We start from the raw sequence: 16,970 nt of genomic DNA on the forward strand, positions 1-16,970 counted from the left end.
TAGATTTGTTCTCCATCGGATGAGGCTGGAGTCATGCCAAGGAGATCATTGTTGCCTGCAGAGCGCGAGTTCCTTTCGGCATTGGCGACCGTGGGGATCGTCGGCGCCCCTCCCGGAACGCTCAAGATATGGATCGAAGATGACTCTGCGCGAGCGGGCGCGCGCCATGGTGAGGTCGCTGCTCGCTCCAGTCATCGTGTGCAGTGGAAGGCCGCACACCGATACCATCGGGCAATTGATGCCGTTGCGCTGCTCTGCTCTCGTGTTCGCGTTTGGGCGGGTATCGCCGCCGAACCGAGGGAGCTCGATATGAGCAATGATGTAGTGCGCACCGAGGCCGCGAAAAAGCGCCAGGGATCGCCGGCAGTCGATATGAAGCTCGAGGTCGTTGTCATTCCTGTTTCGGATGTCGACCGGGCCAAGCGATTCTACGGTAACTTGGGTTGGAGGCTCGACGCCGACTTTGCCGTTGGTGACACATTTCGGGTCGTCCAGTTCACGCCCCCCGGCTCGCCAAGCTCGATCCACTTCGGTATCGGCCTCACGTCGGCCTTGCCCGGATCGGTACAGGGGCTCTATCTCGTTGTCTCCGATATCGAAGCGGCGCACGCTGAACTCGTGGCTCGCGGGGTCGACGCGAGCGAAGTGTCATACCGTACAGGGCCTGGACAGCCGGCGATCAAAGGCAGGGATCCGGAGCGGCGAACCTACAACTCTTTCACTTCGTTCAATGATCCCGACGGCAATGCGTGGCTGTTACAGGAAATCACCACGAGACTCCCCGGACGCATCGATGCCGATACCAGGTTTACCGCGCCGGCCGAACTTGCAGCCGCGCTCCGACGCGCGGCGGGAGCCCATGGTGAGCATGAGAAGCGGACCGGGGGACAAAGCGGATGAGAACTGGCCCGATTGGTACGCTGAGTACATGGTAGCGGAACAGGCCGGTAAACCGCTGCCGACCTGAGCGGTGGTGTAGCCGCGCACGCGGGCGACAGGGACGATGCCCACGAACGCGTCTGAGGATGCGCGGGGTCGATCATTGAAGTTTGTAGTGTTCCGGCAATGGAGTTGCTGCTCCTCGCCGGTCGGTATCACGGTCATCGGAAGATGGTATCGACGCATAGCGGTTGTATTTTCCTGAATAATACACGGTGCGTAACGTCCGGGAATGAAATCGTCACGGCTGCAGACGATTTTGTCTGACTGACCAGAAGGTATTGCCGATACTATGGTGCGATAGACTTGCGCGCCTCGGATATAGATCTTCCAATTGCTGTCCGCATAAAACACGACCGAGGAAGAAATAATGTCAGCGATATCGCTATCACCAACTCGGCGCGATGTCATTGTTGGAGCTACCGCAGTTGGAGCTGTCAATCTGGTGCCAAAAGCGTTGCGGGCTGCGGCCGGAGAAGAATCCATCCGCCCGTTCAGTATCCATGTCCCGACTTGGGCGCTTGCAGATCTCCGCAGGCGCATCAAAGCGGTACGATGGCCGGAGAGGGAGACCGTCAATGATCGATCGCAAGGCGTCCAACTGGCAAAGCTTCAAACGCTCGTTGACTACTGGGGCAGCCGGTACGATTGGCGCAAGGTGGAGGCCAAACTGAACAAGTTGCCGCAATTCATCACCTGCGTTGACGGATTGGATCTTCAGTTCGCGCACGTTCGCTCACCGCACGAAGGGGCAATGCCCTTGCTTATGACCCATGGTTGGCCCGGCTCGATTGTGGAGTTTTTGAAGGTCATTGGTCCGCTGACCAATCCGACTGTGCACGGGGGGCGGGCAGAAGATGCATTCCATCTCGTGCTTCCAACTATGCCGGGTTACGGCTTCTCGGGTAAGCCGACCGCGACCGGTTGGGCTCCGGCGCGGATGGCTGCCGCGTTTCATGAGTTGATGCTCAGGCTGGAATACACCGGGTACGTCTCGGAGGGAGGCGACTGGGGCGCGATTGTCTCGCAGTTGTTGGCCGTTCAGGCTCCGAAAGGTCTTCTCGGCATTCATATTAATATGCCAGGGACTGTACCTCTTGAGATTGTTCGGCATCTCCGCAATTTCGACCCGGCGCCAGCGGAATTATCCGACCGGGAGAAGAGTGCCTACGATCGGCTGCTGCACTTCTATCGCGACGGTTTTGGCTACGCGGCGATGATGAATCAGAGCCCGCAAACCGTCGGCTATGCCCTCTGCGACTCTCCGGTCGCGATGGCAGCTTACTTCTACGAGAAATTCTCCGAGTGGACGGATAGCGATGGAGAGCCAGAACGGATCTTCACCTACAACGAGATGCTGGATGCCATCTCTTTCTACTGGTTTACCAACTCGGGAGCCTCATCGTCGCGATCGTATTGGGAAGGCGCGCAAGCAGGCGGTGGCCCGTTCGACGCGTTTGACATCCCGAAGGTCCCTGTGGCGGTCACCGTGTATCCGGCCGAGATCTACCGCGCACCGCGGAGTTGGGGCGAGAGAAGCTTCCGCAACCTCATTTACTGGAATGAAGTGGATAGAGGCGGGCATTTCGCGGCGTGGGAGCAGCCTTACGTTTTCTGTGCCGAGCTAAGAGAGGCGTTCAGATCGCTACGCCGATCAATCTGAGGCGAAAGAGGCGATCCTCCCCCCATCGCCTTCGCCCAGTAGCGCGGCCGGGTCGCCCCTCCACCCGGCCGCGCGTTTGAGTTGCAGGTGGGGCAAGAAGACACGGATCATTTCCCTGAGGAGGCTTGAAACATGAATGGCGTGCCCCAACAAATCGACCACAATCGCCGTCGCCTACTCGGCACGGCCGTTGCGGCTATGACTGCGTTCGAGCTCGGGACAGAGAGGCCCGCGGCGGCGAGATCCTCTGTCGATCACGCAAGCAAGGGTCTCGCGACCAAAGCGACACAAGAGTTGCTGGGTTCTTTGAGGCAGATCGACGCCGGAATGCTTAACATCGGATACGCGGATATGGGATCGCGAACCGCCGCGCCGGTGGTCCTGCTCCATGGCTGGCCATACGACATCCAGACCTATGCCGGTGTCGCGCCTTTGTTGGTCTCCAAAGGCTATCGCGTGATCGTTCCATATCTGCGCGGATACGGCACAACACGGTTCCTTTCGGACAATACGATGCGCAACGGTCAGCAGTCGGCAGTTGCCCTGGACGTCGTTGAGCTGATGGATGCCCTCGGAATTGAACGGGCAATTATTGCCGGCTGTGACTGGGGCGCCCGAACGGCCAATATAGTGGCAGCGCTATGGCCAGAACGCTGCAAGGCCATGGTCTCGGTGAGCGGCTATCTGATCGGCAGTCAGCAGGCAGGCAGGCAGCCGCTGCCACCGAGCGCGGAATTGCAATGGTGGTATCAGTACTATTTTGCGACCGACCGCGGGCAGGCTGGCTATGGGAAATTTACTCGCGAATTCGCAAAGCTGATCTGGCGTCTCGCCTCGCCGCGATGGGATTTCGACGATGCGACCTTCGACCGTAGCGCGCTCGCCTTCGACAATCCCGATCATGTGGCGATTGTGATACATAACTACCGTTGGCGTCTCGGCCTCGCGGAGGGCGAACCTCAATATGAGAACCTGGAGAAGCGGCTTGCGCAGGCGCCCGTCATCACCGTGCCTACAATCACGCTGGAGGGCGACGCTAATGGTGCGCCTCACCCGGAAGCCAGCGCCTACGCGAAGATGTTCTCAGGAAGGTACTCTCACCGCCTGATCACGGGCGGCATAGGGCACAATCTGCCGCAGGAAGCGCCGCGGGCCTTCGCCGAGGCAGTAATCGAGCTCGGTGCGGGGACATGACTGTCCGACAAGTCCTGTCTGGCTACCTTTAGAGATCAAGGACGACGTCGCCACTGGGCTGGGAACAGCAGATCAAGGTGGTGCCGCTTGTCGGCGGCTCGATTGGATCAGGCCGAAAGGCAACCGTTCCAGCCACAAGGCCAGTCTGGCAAATGTGACAAACGCCCGTGCGGCACGACCATCGCGTGGGGACGTCGCAGGCTTCAGCAAGTTCAAGCAGACTCTGGAATCCTGCCCCCCAATGGACGCTCAAGCCACTCCGTGCGAACGAAACCAGAGGTCCCGTGCCGGCCGATTCCGCAGGTGGATGGGGCCGCCGGCTCGGGGATGTAGCAATACCCGGTGTACTCGAAGGACCTGGGCCGAACGGCTCCGTATGGATTGCGTCTGCGGCGACACCCCAGGCTGCAAGCGCTGCGCTCAGGTCGCCCATAAACGCAGATGGCCCGCAGAGATAGAAATTCCCATGGCGCGGAACGTCGAGTTTTCGAAGCACCTCGATATTCAGGTGTCCCGCGGCATCAAAATCGACACCTTGCCTGTCCTCGCGATCGGGCGCGCTGTAGCTTACATGGCTGTGACTGTGCGGCAGGTCTTTCAGCAAGTCTCGAACCTCTTGAGCGAAAACATGTTCGTTGCCACATCGAGCTCCGTGGAGCCACCAGACTTCCCTTGTCGAACCCGTTGCGGCCAACGCATGGAGCATCGCAATCACGGGCGTCGCACCCACCCCGGCACTTAGAAGCACGATTGGACCATCGCCTGGGCGCAGAGTGAAGCTGCCGCGTGGTGCGCTGACGTCCAGCACGTCTCCCATTTCGACCCGGTCATCAATGTAGGCACTCGCCACACCTTGGACTTCCCGTTTTACGCTTATTCGGTAGTAGGGCTCACCAGGTTCACTCGACAAAGAATAACTGCGCATAACGGCCGGGGCGTCGGGCGTCACTTGCAGGCGCAGCACGACAAACTGTCCAGGAAGCGCTGCTGTGAGGCGGGACCCATCGACGGACTCCAGGACCAGCGACATCACACTGATGCTCTCGCGGATCTTGTGCACCACACGCAGCGGGCGAAATCCTGTCCACGCAGGAGGTGGTTCAGACATCGGATCAAGCCCCGCATTGGCTGTCGTGGCATCACGGTCGTTGTTTTGTGAGAGCAACGCCCGGAAGGATCCCTGCCAGCCTTCGCTGAGCGCGGGGATGCGCAATGCTCGCTCAATCTGGCTGCGAGGATGACTGGGCAAATATAGCAGGGCATTGACCTCCGACACGGTCATTTGCTCAGGGCCGTTCCCGACTTGGACGATTTCGTCTCCAGCCTCGACCTGGCCTTCCTCCAGGACGCGCAGATAGAAGCCGGGCCTGCCTCGCGCAACCAGCAGCGCGGCCATACGCGGCTCATTCATGCGAATACCGATCCGGTAACAAGTGACGCGCGGTTGGGTCACTTCGAACAAGGCGCTCCCAATCCGGTAGCGATCGCCGATGCACACATCATGATCCGGCAGGCCATCGACTGTGAAGTTCTCGCCAAACTGTCCGTAGGAAAAATTGTTGCGGCCCAGCTCGCGTTGCCAATACTCATAGGATTCGGATTGGTAGACCAAAACGGCCCGCTGTTCGCCGCCGTGCCCTGCCATGTCTCCCTGCCTGTCGCCATCGACGTTGAGCCGTCGCACCTGGCGTGGGCCCTCGACTGATGTTTTCCAGACTGAAGTGTCGACGGTCCTTCCGTTCCAAGGAATGCCACGCGGCAAACCCACATTGACCGACAACAAGCGAGCCATCACTGCGTCCTTTCTGCCAGCCACCACCAGCCAGTCGCGCTCGGCGAGCCCTCATGCTCAGCGTCAGCGCCCACCAATGGAGACTAGCACGCCGGGCCACCGAAGCGATCGACACCAAAGTATCGGGAATACCTTCGTTCAATATATCTGGTCCTTGACCGCTGTCAGTACTCTATTGGTTGAAGCCGTTGATTGTAGTCGGTGCCAGCAGCTGAATTTGGACGACAAAAAAGACTGTCGTTTCGGATCTCGACCGGGTCGCTCAATTTCCGCCGAGGAGGATATCACGATGTCACATCACTATTCAGGTCCCAATTTCGGGTTCCCCCGTGCGGACGCACGCCTGGACCTCACGGATCTCTATGCCTTTGCGAAGCCGGGAGACCCGGAGAAGTCGATCCTGATCATGAATGTGCATCCGTCCTCTACGGTAATCGATCCGGAGCCTACGACCAACGAACCGTTCTCGCCTGACGGCCTCTATGAGATCAAGATTGACACCAATGGTGATGCAGTCGCCGACATTGCGTTTCGTGTCCGCGTCTCCTCCTTACAAGGACCGATGCAGATCGCCACGGTACGCCGCGTTGATGGCCCATTGGCCGCTGGTATAGGCGACGGTGGAGAGCTTCTCTTTCAGGATGCTCCGGTGTCGACAGGCAGGGATGCGCAGGTGACCGAGGCCGGTGGCTATCGTTTTTTCGCGGGCTGGCGAAGCGAAGCATTTTTCTTTGACACCTTGGGTGCCGTGAACGATCTGCATTTTACTGGTGCTGATTTCTTTGCCGACAAAGACGTCTGCAGCATTGTTCTGGAAGTGCCCAACTCCACGCTGGGAACCAAACCGGTTGGCCTGTGGGCACGCACGCTTGACAAGAAGGATGAGGGCTGGGTGCAGGTTGAACGGGGCGCGCGCCCTCAGCAGGCCGTATTTCTGCCCGGTGAGGAGCAAGGCGCTTACCTTGCAGGCGAACCTGCAGATGATGCCCGGTTTGTCGCAACATTCGCGCACGCGCTAGAGCACACGGGTGGATATGTGCCGGACGAAGCCGAGCGGGTGGCAAGAACATTGCTCCCAGACATCATGCCCTATGACCCCAGACGGCCTGCGTCCTTTCCCGAAAATGGCAGGACCCTTACGGATGATGCCGCGGATGCTTTTATGGCCATCCTTACCAACGGCAAGATGCCGCAAGACGGGGTTGGGCCGCATAGCGATCTGCTAGCTGAGTTCCCTTATTTGGGTCCCCCTCACAGTGCTCACGATTAACAGCAGTGCCCTGTGATCTCTGCGTGCCCTTTCTGCAAGGAGACGCGTAACGACTTTCCATCTGTTGAACCGAAGGAGACTACAATGCGCGTGATCTCGACTTGGATAGTTCTAACCTTAGCCTTCGTGACGTCCGCCTCGGCGCATCCGGGCATCGGTTTGGGCGCCTCCTTCGCAGCCGGCGTCGCACACCCGATAAGCGGGCTCGATCATATCGCCGCTATGACGGCAGTCGGCTTATGGGCAACCGTCAAAGGAGGACGCGCTCTCTGGGTGTGGCCATCTACCTTCGTCGCAATCATGTTGGTCGGCGGCTTGCTTGGCCTGGCGCAGATTGCCGTCCCCTTCGTCGAGGCCGGCATTCTGGCTTCAGTCGTCATGCTGGGACTTATGGTGGCGTTGGTGGTCAATCCGCCGGTATGGGTCGGCGCCTCGATCATTGGTGTTTTTGCGCTGCTGCATGGACATGCTCACGGAGCGGAGGTCGCCCATAGCGTGAATGGGCTGGAATACGTCGCGGGTTTTTTGCTCGCAACGGCCGTCCTGCATGCGATCGGCATCGGCTTGGGGTTCACTCTGCAACGCGTGGCCCCGGGTCCGATCAACCGCATTGCCGGCGTGATCTGCGTGGCCGTCGGGGCCGGACTGTGCGCGGGAGTTATTTGAACCCGGCCCAGAGAAGAGTGCTTCTGGCATCCAGTTAGACCGGCTCAACCAGGACGGTCGAGACGGCGTGTGCACTTGTAACGCGAGTACTGTCGACCGAGCAAACGGAGGAATGGAATGTCGGGTACAGAGATAGATGTATCTGCCGCCCGGACGAATTTTCCCCAGGATCGTCTGGCCCTGCAGATGTCGACCGCCGGCATCGTTCATGATCTGGGAAATCTCATCCAGGTCGCCTCGTCGGCGTTGAACCACCTGTGTCGAGACCCGAACATCGCAACGGCTCCGGGAGCAGTGACCGTAATTGCCGGTGCCAAAAGCGCGCTGGAAAGAGCTGGTTGCCTTGTCAGGCAAACCATCAGGACAGCTAAAGAAATCGAAGGCGTGATTGCGCACGCAAACGTGGCCATTTGCTTGGCGGACGTCCATTCCCTGGTTCGAAGCGCCTGGAATGAGAACATTCATCTCGAGATTTGCGTCGGCTCCAACCTTCCTTTGGTAACGTGCGATCGGGTTGGCTTGCAAAATGCGGTCCTCAACCTTCTGTTTAATGCGCGCGATGCCATGCCTGACGGCGGTTTGATCTCAGTTCGTGCCTCTGTATCTGCAAATTCCAGCCACGTGGATCTTTGCGTTGAAGACCATGGAATTGGAATGACAAGCGAGACGATGGTCCGGGCATTCGATCTCTTCTTCACGACAAAAGGCGACGGCCTGGGCGGCGTTGGATTGCCGATGGTGAAACGTTTCGTTGAAGAATCGGGAGGGAGCATCGATGTTGAAAGCACCCTGGGGTCAGGCACAGTCGTGACGCTGAAATTGCCCGCGATACGTAGCGGCTCGATGGGCTCGGGCCGCTAGACTTGGTTGGAATGCCCTGCGATTCCGTGCAGATCCGTGAGGTGCAATTATGAAAGAGTTGCTCGAATCTGACGGCGTGGTCCAAGTGAGTGGACTGCCTGCCGGAGCAATGGCGGCATTGGAGCGTCAGCCCGTGCTCCATCTGCCGACGGAGCGATCTCTAATAGCCCGGTTTCCGGCCTCATTCTTCGCCATCGGCCTCGGGACAAGCTCTTTTGCCGTCATGTGGCAGGTTGCGTGTCAACTGTGGGCGGCTCCCAAAGGAATTGCTCTAGCGATGGTGATATTGGCCATGTGCGTGTGGGCCGCTCTTTTGTTCCTATACGCTTTGAAATTGTGGCTAGCACCATTGGCCGTGCGCGCTGAACTCGCGGATCCCGTTCAGAATTGCTTTCCTGGCCTGGCGGGTGTCGGGATTATGCTAACCGCGGTGAGCGTACTGCCGTTCAGCGCGACAGCGGCCACCATCCTCCTGGGCATCGGTGGGCTGTTCGCGGTTGGATTCGGGTTCTGGCACTCGCAAATGATCTGGAAAGCGGCAATCGCTCTATCGGACGCTACGCCGGCGTTGTACCTGCCTGTCGCCGCTGCGTCGTTTGTCCTTAGCATCGGGCTATCGGCACTTGGGCGATCTGAGTGGGCCCAATTGGCTTTAGGCGCTGGGCTCTTCTCATGGCTTACGATCGATTCCGTCTTATTCTACCGGCTCTATTTTGGCGAGCCGCTTAGAGATCAGATCCGGCCGACGCTTGGGGTCCAGCTCGCGCCGCCGGCGGTCTGCTCGCTAGCCTATGTCAACGCATCGGGCACCTCCGGAGACGTTTTTGTTCACTGTCTCATAGGTTACGCCATCCTGCAGGCAGTTGTCCTTGGCGGCGTGCTTCCACGCATCGTTGGCCGTTTTTCCGCCGGTCTCTGGAGCGTCAGCTTCGGCGCCACGGCGTTGGCGACAACGGTTGAGAAGCTGGCCATCAGCGGCGACGCGGGCCTGGCTGGCGTCTTGGCTCTCCCAATTTTTGCGGCCGCAAACCTGCTCATCATGTGGCTGGCGGCTAGAACAATCATTCTGGCCGTGACCGGCTCATTATTACCCGCTCCCCCAGAGGGGAAAGAGGGGAAGTAGTCAGCTGCATGCACGCAACGAACGTCGATGCGGTGAGGCTACCCTTCAGGATGCGTACTTAGGTCCGCCGGACAGGGCCCAATTTCTTGACAGAGTCTTCGTTCAGGCGTCGTCTGTGGGGTCGAGAAGGCGGACGTGATGGCCTGCAACTGCAAGCAGATGTTCGTCAGGTTGCCCGTTGATCGGCTCGTGGACCATCGTCAGCACGGTCTGCACGCCACGGTCACGCGTTAGCTTCGTTTCGGGACCAAGCGGCTCGACGACTACGATTTGGGCCGGGATGCTGGACCGTTCCGGAGATGGCGAAATATTCCGGCCGACACCGTGGACGGAGTCCGTGCCGGAAGGCTGGAACGTTGCCGGGCAGCGGCAGCACGATGCCGCCATCGGTCGACAAAACGGGCCGCCCATCGGTGCTTTCTAAGTGGCCTTCAGTAGGTTCATCTTCGGCGAACCGATGAATTCGGTAACGACATCCTCGGCGTAATCATAAGGTCAAGCCGCCGGCCGAGCTGATACTGCCCGCTCACAACCACAATCTGATCGATCATGTTTATGGCTTCGACCTGGTTGTGGGTCACGTGAACGAGGGTGGCGAGCCTGCGGTGCAAGCTCTTGATTTAGGCGCCCATAGCCACGCGCAGATTTTGCCTCGAGCTCGGAGAGCGATTCATCGGACAGGAAAACATGGTCGCGCACGATCGACAGATCCATCGCCACCCGGTGGGAGCGACCAGCCTCAGTGAGAACGCCATGTTCTCAGCCACCGACATATACGGATAAAGTGCATAGTTCTGGAACACAGTGGAGATGTCGCGCTACCTTGCGCGGCACGTCGTTAGCGACCCGTCCGCCCATGCCGACCGTCCCGCAGGTCATGTTTTTGATGCCCGGGGTAATTGGCAGCGTCGATTTTCCGCACGCGTTGCGGCGGACGAGCACCACTTGCGTTCGGAAACGTCGGCCGAGACGCCAGGAAGCACCTCGAACGGACCATATGCCTCGTGGCCCTTGTCGATGGTGATGCTGGCCATCAAACCACGGCGAACGCGTTCATGCACAGGAGGGGGTATGTCACCTTAAGGAAAGTTCGGGACAGCTGTCTTTCGCAAAAAAAACTACGTCGGACTGGATCGTGATCCGGGCACATTTCCCCCAGGCTCTGACGAACCAGCCCGAAGAGTGGCTAACCGACAGCAGCCTCGGCGATGGCGACATCCTCTTCTGCAGTGCCGCCGCTGACGCCGACACCTGCATAAATTTTACCGTCCTCGTCGACCAGAGGGATACCTCCACCCATGGGGCAAAAGCGCCCGCCGCCGACCGTAGGCAACGCATACAGCGATTGCCCCGGCTGTACTAATGGCAGGATGTCCGCGGTGCGCAGGCGCACGAGGGCCGAGGTATACGCCTTGCGCTCGGAGATCTCGAGCGCGAAGACAGGCGCGCCGTTCATCCGATGTTGGAGCACAAGATTGCCGTGAACGTCTATGATGCAGACTGCGACAGGGACATCGGCCTTTGTCGCCTCTGCCTCCACACGTTGGGCAACCGACTTCGCTTTGGTGAGCAGATCCATGGGGGATATCCTTATTTAAGAGGGAGCGCCGTTACCATCGACAGCGGTCTACCGCGCCGGCAACTCGCCCAAGTGGAAAGCCAGCCGATTCTCGACGTCTCCCGGGGCCTGGAAGCCCTTTGCGGTCAGCGCTTTTATTCCTTCCTGAGCGGCGGGTCGGCCCAGCGAGGCTATGCAGGCTTCCCAGCCGGCGCCTAGCTCGACATCTGGCGTGAGACTGGTGTTGACCAAGCGCTTGGTTTGCCCGATCGCCCATTTGTCGAACCTGGAAATCCGAATGGCGAGCGCGTCAACGTACGCATCGAGATCTGCGTCGGGCAGGGCTTTGTTCACGTAGCCATATGCCTCGGCCTGTTCTCCACGGATGTCCTGGGAGGTCAGCAGAACCTCCATGGCGCGATTGCGACCGATCAGGTGAGGCAGGCGGGCCATCGGTCCCCCGCCGGCGACCATACCCACGCCGACCTCCCACTGTGAAATGATGGCCTTTTCCTTGCTAGCGAAAGCCATGTCGCAGGCGAGGGTGATTTCGCTGCCATTACCGGTAGCGCGACCTCGGATGAGAGCGATCGAGGCCACCGGCGCGCGCGTCAGGCGCACAAGAAAATCCGGCCAGGGCGGCAGGCCCGTCGGCCCTGGCGGCAGCGCGAGCATATCCTCGATCCGTGCCTTGAAGTCTGAATGGTTGAGGAAGTATCCATCGACGCTACTGTCGAACACCACCACCCGAACGTGTTCGTCAGCCTCAATGGCGTCAATCAGATGTGTGAATTCTTGCACCATCTGTGGACCCATCACGTTGAGCGGGGCATTCTCGAACGTGACACGCCAATAGCTGGGCGTCCGGCGTGTCAGGCGAATCTGCGAGGTAGTTACCTTGGTGTCCACTGGAAGCTCCTTGGATGTTTACCTACTCTGTGCCTAGAAGATGAGGCATTGGCTGCTGGCCCGCGATTAGACGAACGTGTCGCCGAGACCATGGTGTCGGTCTGCCGGGGCAGGGCCTTTCCCTCGGTGATCAAACGGCACGCCCCAATCGCGCTGCAAACTTCTGGTCTGCAGATCCTCTGCGGGATAAGCGCTGCTTCAAGCGAACGCTTGGTCATCGCGTAAAAGAATCTAGCGGTGGCCGACCGAAGAGGCGATGGCGCCGGCCGGCGCGATTGTGAAATCGGTCTAATGCTCGCGGCCGACGGCAGGCGGCGGCGGATCAATGGCGCCGGCCCTGACGCGAGCAGGTTTCAACGGCTTGGCACCGGCATCCTTGACGATTGTCAGGCCACGCGGAAAGAACCGGTTGTGATGCTGGCCGCGCCCGATGTTGATGATCGTGGCACCCTTCAGGTGCTTTTCCAGCATCGACAGCACGCGCCGAAGCACGGGCCCTTCAAACGCGTCCATCGCCTCGTCGATGATCACCCATTTCGGCTGTCGCAAGGCGAGCCTCGCCACACCCAGCAAGCGCTGTTCGTCATCGGCCAATTCATGATCCCATCGCCTGACCCATTCGAGTGAGGACGCCAGCCGTTCAAGACCAACCTCGGCAAGCACCGCCGCGATATCGGTATCGCTTGCGGGCGCATGCCCATTCGCGTGGTTGAGCACCTCGCGCAACGTGCCGGCCGGCAAATAAGGCACACGCGGCACGAAGATGAGGGTTTCTCCACCCGGCAGGCCGATCTTTCCCCCGCCCCAGGGCCACAGGCCGGCAATGGCGCGGAAGAACAATGTTTTGCCGGCGCTCGGCTCGCCGGTGATCATGACGCGCTCGCCGGGCCGGATTTCGACGTGCTTGTCGGTGAGCCTGATGCAGCCTTCTGGCGAGGCGACTTGGAGCTTCTCGAACGTCAGGCTGCCATTGGCGTTGTCGCCGAATTCGATGCGCCTTTCCTGGTCGTGCAGCACATCCGTTTCATCGAGCGCGATGTGAAAGTCGGCGACGCGCATCAGCGTGGCGCGCCAGTCGGCGATGCTGCCGATGTTGTTGACGAACCAGCGCAAGGACGAGTGCACCTGATTGAAGGCGCCGACCGCCATCATCAGCCCGCCGAAACTGATGTCACCAGCGAAAAAAACCGGAGAGGCAACCAGGATCGGCGCCACGACGGTGATCCAGCCATAGGTATCGGTCACCCAGGACAGGTTGATCTGCGCGGTATAGATGCGGCGCATCGCGACCAGCACCGTGCCAAGGTCGATTTCGAGCCGCCGCTTGGCATCGGCTTCGCCATGGTAGAGCGCCATGGCATCGACATTCTCGTTGACGCGCACCATCGACGAGCGCAGCTCGGCTTCGCGGGTGTAGCGATCGCTGTTGAGCTTGATCAGCGGGCGCCCGACCAGCCAGCTCAGCCACGAGGCGATGCCGGCATAGATGAACGCGGCCCACACCATGTAGCCCGGTATCGCCAGCGACCAGCCGTTGACGTGGAAGACGAAGCCGGACGACAATTGCCAAAGCACGCCGACGAACGACACCAAAAGGATGAGCGATTGTAAGAGCCCGACGCCAAGGTCGGTCGACAGGTCGGACAGATGTGCGGCGTCCTGTTGCATGCGCTGATCGGGATTGACGCCGATAGCCCCGGCGTTGGCCAACCGGAAGGCGCGCGCCGGGCGCATCCACTGGTCGATCAGGTCGAGCGTCAGCGCTTGGCGCAGCTTCAGCCGGAACATCTGGTCGAGCCAGGTCTGGCCGATGTTGAGCACCAGCAGCCCGCCGGCGATCATCGCAAACACCATGAGCTGGTGCAGGAAGGCCGCCATGTCGCGGCGCGCCAGCGCATCGTAGAAAGGTTGGTTCCAGCTGTTGAGCAGCACCTGGCCTATCGATGTCGCGACGATGACGGCCATGACGACAACCGAAGTCCACAGCAGCCATTTGCGGACCGGCGAGCCGACCAGCGCCGCTCTGATTGTCGTCACCTGGTCGCGCAGACTGCTGGATTCCACGGCAACGGGCTGAACGGCGGCCGCGTTTGTATCCAGTTCGTCAGCCATGGCCCTGTCCTTGCGTCAACAGCGTTGGTCAAACCAGATGAAGGGGCTTGAAGGCATCCGGCGCTCCAACAGCCCGCGAATACACTCGCCACAGAGAAACCGGGGACGCCGCGCAACCGCAGTTTTCATCATGATGACGTGGGCTTCATCGAGCGAGACGATACTGCGGCGCCTGATGCTTGCCCCAAGCGTTATCGGCGACAGGTCTTCGTCACTTGGACATCGGTTTAACGACGCGTACACGATGCCGGTACTGACTGACACCGTCCATAGCACCTTGGTGTCGGCAAGCAGCTTCAGCGTCACCATTTCAATGCGGTAGCTTTTCGGGGATACGGTTTGACGGTGAACGCGCCAAATCCTCCTCGCGTCAATTCACACGTGAAGCCCAGAGTAGATGCATAGCGTCGCTGCGATCCCCCACACCTTCGTCTGATTGGATCAGAACACGGCATTTCCTATGTCGTCTATCGAAACGACGCCGGTGCGCGGCCTATAGAGGGAAGTGAGAAAATGACGCAACAGTTGAGCAAGACAGCCGGTTCGGATCGCTTCCTTCGCACTCCGACAGATCTTGGTTCCGAGGCAACCCGCGACATCGCTGCCGGCCTCGCCGGTCTGCTTGCTGACGTGTTCGCCTTGTATCTTAAGACCAAGAATTTCCACTGGCACATCAGCGGTCCGAATTTCCGGGACTATCACCTATTGCTCGATGAACATGGCGACCAAATCTTCGCGATGACGGACGCGATCGCCGAGCGTGCGCGTAAGATCGGCGGAACCACGATCCGTTCGATCTCCGATATCGCGGGACGCCAGCGCATCCTCGACAACAACGCCGATTACGTTCATCCCCAAGACATGCTCGCGGAGCTTCATGGCGACAACAAGCAGTTGGTGGCGGAGCTGCGTCGCGTGCATGAGCTGTGCGACAGCTATTCGGACGTTGCCACCGCAAGCCTGATCGAAGGATGGATCGACGAAAGCGAACGGCGCAGCTGGTTTCTCTACGAGATTTGCCGCGCCTGAGCGAAAAGTGGGCAAGGATGGCGCACTCCGTTCCGTATCGATCCGTATCGGCTCTGGCGCGTGAAATTGGCTCGACTTCCGCCGACATTCCGATGGAACGCAGACCGCGATGCTGGCAGTTTCGTGTGCAGAAGCTAGGACGTGATCAGAGGGAAACACACACACGAAACCGATCCACGCGGGGTGAATTTCCACTGCGCAGAGCCGCCAATTTCCGCCGTCAGCGCGCGTATCAGCCGCCGCCCGCCTTCCTCTGGCCGATGATAGGCCGCGCATCCGTCGTCGCAGACAACACACCAGACGCTGTTGCCACTCCTGTTCAGTGAGACACGGATTGAACCATGGCTATCCCCCAGGCCGTGGCGTGCTGCGTTCCGGACCAACTCGGAGACAATCAGACCGACGCGCCAGCAGCGCGCGGCGTCGAGCCGGATTTCGTCCGTTGCCACGGTCAGCTGAATGCTCCGCTCGTCGAGGGAGGTGCGTGAAAGGCTGTGACACAGCTTCCCAACATGATCACCGAGGTCGATATATTCCTCAGTGATGGGCACGAGAAGCGATTGATGCGCCTCTGCCATCGTCAGCAGACGGTCCGCTGCGCGCCTTAACGCCGGCGCAGCCTCTCCCACGGAGGCTGCCAGCGACAGAATCGCGATCGCTTCGCCATATTCGTTGATCACCCGATGGCTGATCTCTTCTATAAGATGCGATGCCAGCGGCTGGCACGATGCGGATGATGGATTCGCGCGTCCTGTTAGCATGACCAGATCCTCCACTAACGCCGCCCCGCCTCGGAAACGCCGTTCGCGATGTTCCGGAAAAATCACAGCAGATCCCGCCGAAGCATTCTATTGAGCCAAGGTGTCGGCAATACTTTAGGACTTTAGGAGATACGCCGCGTGGAAGGCGCCCCGCGTATTGGCGAGCAGTGCTCGTCCCCGTCAAATATTCTCGGCACTGTGGAGGCGCCACTCGACTACAAAGTAGCGTAGATCGTCGTATGAATGCCGATACTAAAGTATATGCGACACCATTGGACGATGGCGCCTGACCATACTGCACGTACATTTCGTCTTGAACACGACGCGGCGCAGTCCAGTCGTCAGGGTTCAGTCTCGCTGAGGTCTGTCATGGAAACTGAACAGAAAGTGGTTGTCATCACCGGCGGGTCGCAAGGCATTGGCGCAGCGCTGGTTGAGGCGTATCTCGGCCGGAATTGCCGCGTTGTCGCCACCTCTCGATCTATCCAACCTTCCGACAGATCGGACTTGCTCACGATCGCGGGCGATATCGGCAACCCCGCGACAGGGCCAAGGGTGGTCGAGGAAGCACTGCAGCGTTTCGGGCGGGTCGACACGCTGATAAACAACGCTGGAGTCTTCCTTGCCAGCAGTTTCACGAATTATTCGGCAGAGGATTACGCCCGCGCGGTTGCCACCAACCTGACCGGTTTCTTCTTCGTCACCCAGGCCGTGATAGCCGCAATGGAACGTCGGGGTAGCGGCCATGTCGTCAACGTCACAACCAGCTTGGTGAAGCAGGCCAGTTCGAAGGTGCCATCGGTGCTTGCTTCGCTGACCAAGGGCGGAGTTGATGCAGCGACCCGCAGTCTCGCGATCGAATATGCCCGCAGCGGAATCCGGGTGAACGCCGTGTCTCCTGGCGTCATCAGGACGCCGATGCATGCCCCGGAGACCTACGAGAGGCTGGCGGCCTTGCATCCGCTAGGCCGCCTGGGTGAGATTTCCGACATCGTCGGCGCGGTCCTCTACCTGGAGGACGCTTCTTTCGTGACGGGGGAAACACTTCATGTCGACGGCGGCCAGAGCGCTGGCCACTGAGCCATCAGTCAAG

General features: G+C 59.7%; 14 protein-coding genes and 1 pseudogene. 9 read left to right on the forward strand and 6 right to left on the reverse strand.

Annotation, left to right across the window (positions count from 1 at the left end; genetic code table 11):
* The first annotated feature begins 309 nt into the window (after nt 1-309).
* The 3 genes and pseudogenes from AC0NIH_RS21030 to AC0NIH_RS21040 all read left to right on the forward strand — a co-directional run bounded on the left by AC0NIH_RS21030 (nt 310) and on the right by AC0NIH_RS21040 (nt 3,796).
* Nucleotides 310-967 (forward strand): annotated as a pseudogene (locus AC0NIH_RS21030) (VOC family protein).
* A gap of 342 nt (nt 968-1,309) precedes the next feature.
* Nucleotides 1,310-2,602: an epoxide hydrolase family protein gene (locus tag AC0NIH_RS21035; protein WP_473468065.1), complete on the forward strand. Its 1,293-nt coding sequence runs from the start codon at nt 1,310-1,312 to the stop codon at nt 2,600-2,602.
* A gap of 141 nt (nt 2,603-2,743) precedes the next feature.
* Entirely contained in the window at nt 2,744-3,796 is a 1,053-nt protein-coding gene (locus AC0NIH_RS21040; protein ID WP_473468111.1) for an alpha/beta fold hydrolase, read from the forward strand.
* Between the two features lie 28 nt (nt 3,797-3,824).
* Here AC0NIH_RS21040 and AC0NIH_RS21045 read toward each other — a convergent pair whose 3' ends face one another.
* Nucleotides 3,825-5,588 carry an MOSC domain-containing protein gene (locus AC0NIH_RS21045; protein ID WP_473468062.1) on the reverse strand — a complete coding sequence of 588 codons (1,764 nt, stop codon included), beginning with the start codon at nt 5,586-5,588 and terminating at the stop codon, nt 3,825-3,827.
* A 289-nt stretch (nt 5,589-5,877) separates the two neighbouring features.
* On the opposite strand from AC0NIH_RS21045, the gene AC0NIH_RS21050 reads away from it, so the two are divergent.
* The 4 genes from AC0NIH_RS21050 (at nt 5,878) to AC0NIH_RS21065 (ending at nt 9,508) form a co-directional block, all read left to right on the forward strand.
* The gene (locus AC0NIH_RS21050; protein ID WP_473468061.1) at nt 5,878-6,858 is read left to right on the forward strand and encodes a DUF4331 family protein; all 981 of its coding nucleotides are present in this window, start codon (nt 5,878-5,880) and stop codon (nt 6,856-6,858) included.
* Nucleotides 6,859-6,942: 84 nt separating this feature from the next.
* The gene (locus tag AC0NIH_RS21055; protein ID WP_473468060.1) at nt 6,943-7,524 is read left to right on the forward strand and encodes a HupE/UreJ family protein; all 582 of its coding nucleotides are present in this window, start codon (nt 6,943-6,945) and stop codon (nt 7,522-7,524) included.
* 117 nt (nt 7,525-7,641) lie between these two features.
* Nucleotides 7,642-8,385, forward strand: a complete 744-nt coding sequence (locus AC0NIH_RS21060; RefSeq protein ID WP_473468058.1) for a sensor histidine kinase — start codon at nt 7,642-7,644, stop codon at nt 8,383-8,385.
* 49 nt (nt 8,386-8,434) lie between these two features.
* Nucleotides 8,435-9,508, forward strand: a complete 1,074-nt coding sequence (locus AC0NIH_RS21065; protein WP_473468055.1) for an SLAC1 family transporter — start codon at nt 8,435-8,437, stop codon at nt 9,506-9,508.
* Between the two features lie 1,186 nt (nt 9,509-10,694).
* Here the strand turns inward: AC0NIH_RS21065 and AC0NIH_RS21070 are convergent.
* From AC0NIH_RS21070 to AC0NIH_RS21085, 4 genes are all read right to left on the reverse strand, one after another.
* Complete coding sequence (locus AC0NIH_RS21070; RefSeq protein ID WP_013895523.1) at nt 10,695-11,087, reverse strand: GlcG/HbpS family heme-binding protein; 393 nt, start codon at nt 11,085-11,087, stop codon at nt 10,695-10,697.
* A 48-nt stretch (nt 11,088-11,135) separates the two neighbouring features.
* On the reverse strand, nt 11,136-11,975 hold the full coding sequence (locus tag AC0NIH_RS21075) for an enoyl-CoA hydratase/isomerase family protein (RefSeq protein WP_473468052.1): 840 nt from the start codon (nt 11,973-11,975) through the stop codon (nt 11,136-11,138).
* A 288-nt stretch (nt 11,976-12,263) separates the two neighbouring features.
* Complete coding sequence (locus tag AC0NIH_RS21080) at nt 12,264-14,087, reverse strand: ABC transporter ATP-binding protein/permease (RefSeq protein ID WP_473468049.1); 1,824 nt, start codon at nt 14,085-14,087, stop codon at nt 12,264-12,266.
* Between the two features lie 15 nt (nt 14,088-14,102).
* On the reverse strand, nt 14,103-14,396 hold the full coding sequence (locus AC0NIH_RS21085; RefSeq protein ID WP_473468047.1) for a hypothetical protein: 294 nt from the start codon (nt 14,394-14,396) through the stop codon (nt 14,103-14,105).
* 204 nt (nt 14,397-14,600) lie between these two features.
* On the opposite strand from AC0NIH_RS21085, the gene AC0NIH_RS21090 reads away from it, so the two are divergent.
* Nucleotides 14,601-15,116, forward strand: coding sequence for a Dps family protein (locus AC0NIH_RS21090; protein WP_473468045.1), 516 nt, complete (start codon nt 14,601-14,603; stop codon nt 15,114-15,116).
* A 134-nt stretch (nt 15,117-15,250) separates the two neighbouring features.
* Here AC0NIH_RS21090 and AC0NIH_RS21095 read toward each other — a convergent pair whose 3' ends face one another.
* Complete coding sequence (locus tag AC0NIH_RS21095; RefSeq protein ID WP_473468043.1) at nt 15,251-15,877, reverse strand: sensor histidine kinase; 627 nt, start codon at nt 15,875-15,877, stop codon at nt 15,251-15,253.
* A gap of 369 nt (nt 15,878-16,246) precedes the next feature.
* Between AC0NIH_RS21095 and AC0NIH_RS21100 the strand changes: the two genes are divergently transcribed.
* Entirely contained in the window at nt 16,247-16,957 is a 711-nt protein-coding gene (locus AC0NIH_RS21100) for an SDR family NAD(P)-dependent oxidoreductase (protein ID WP_473468042.1), read from the forward strand.
* Nucleotides 16,958-16,970 lie beyond the last annotated feature (13 nt).

The sequence above is a fragment of the Mesorhizobium sp. WSM1386 genome (genome assembly GCF_055901595.1).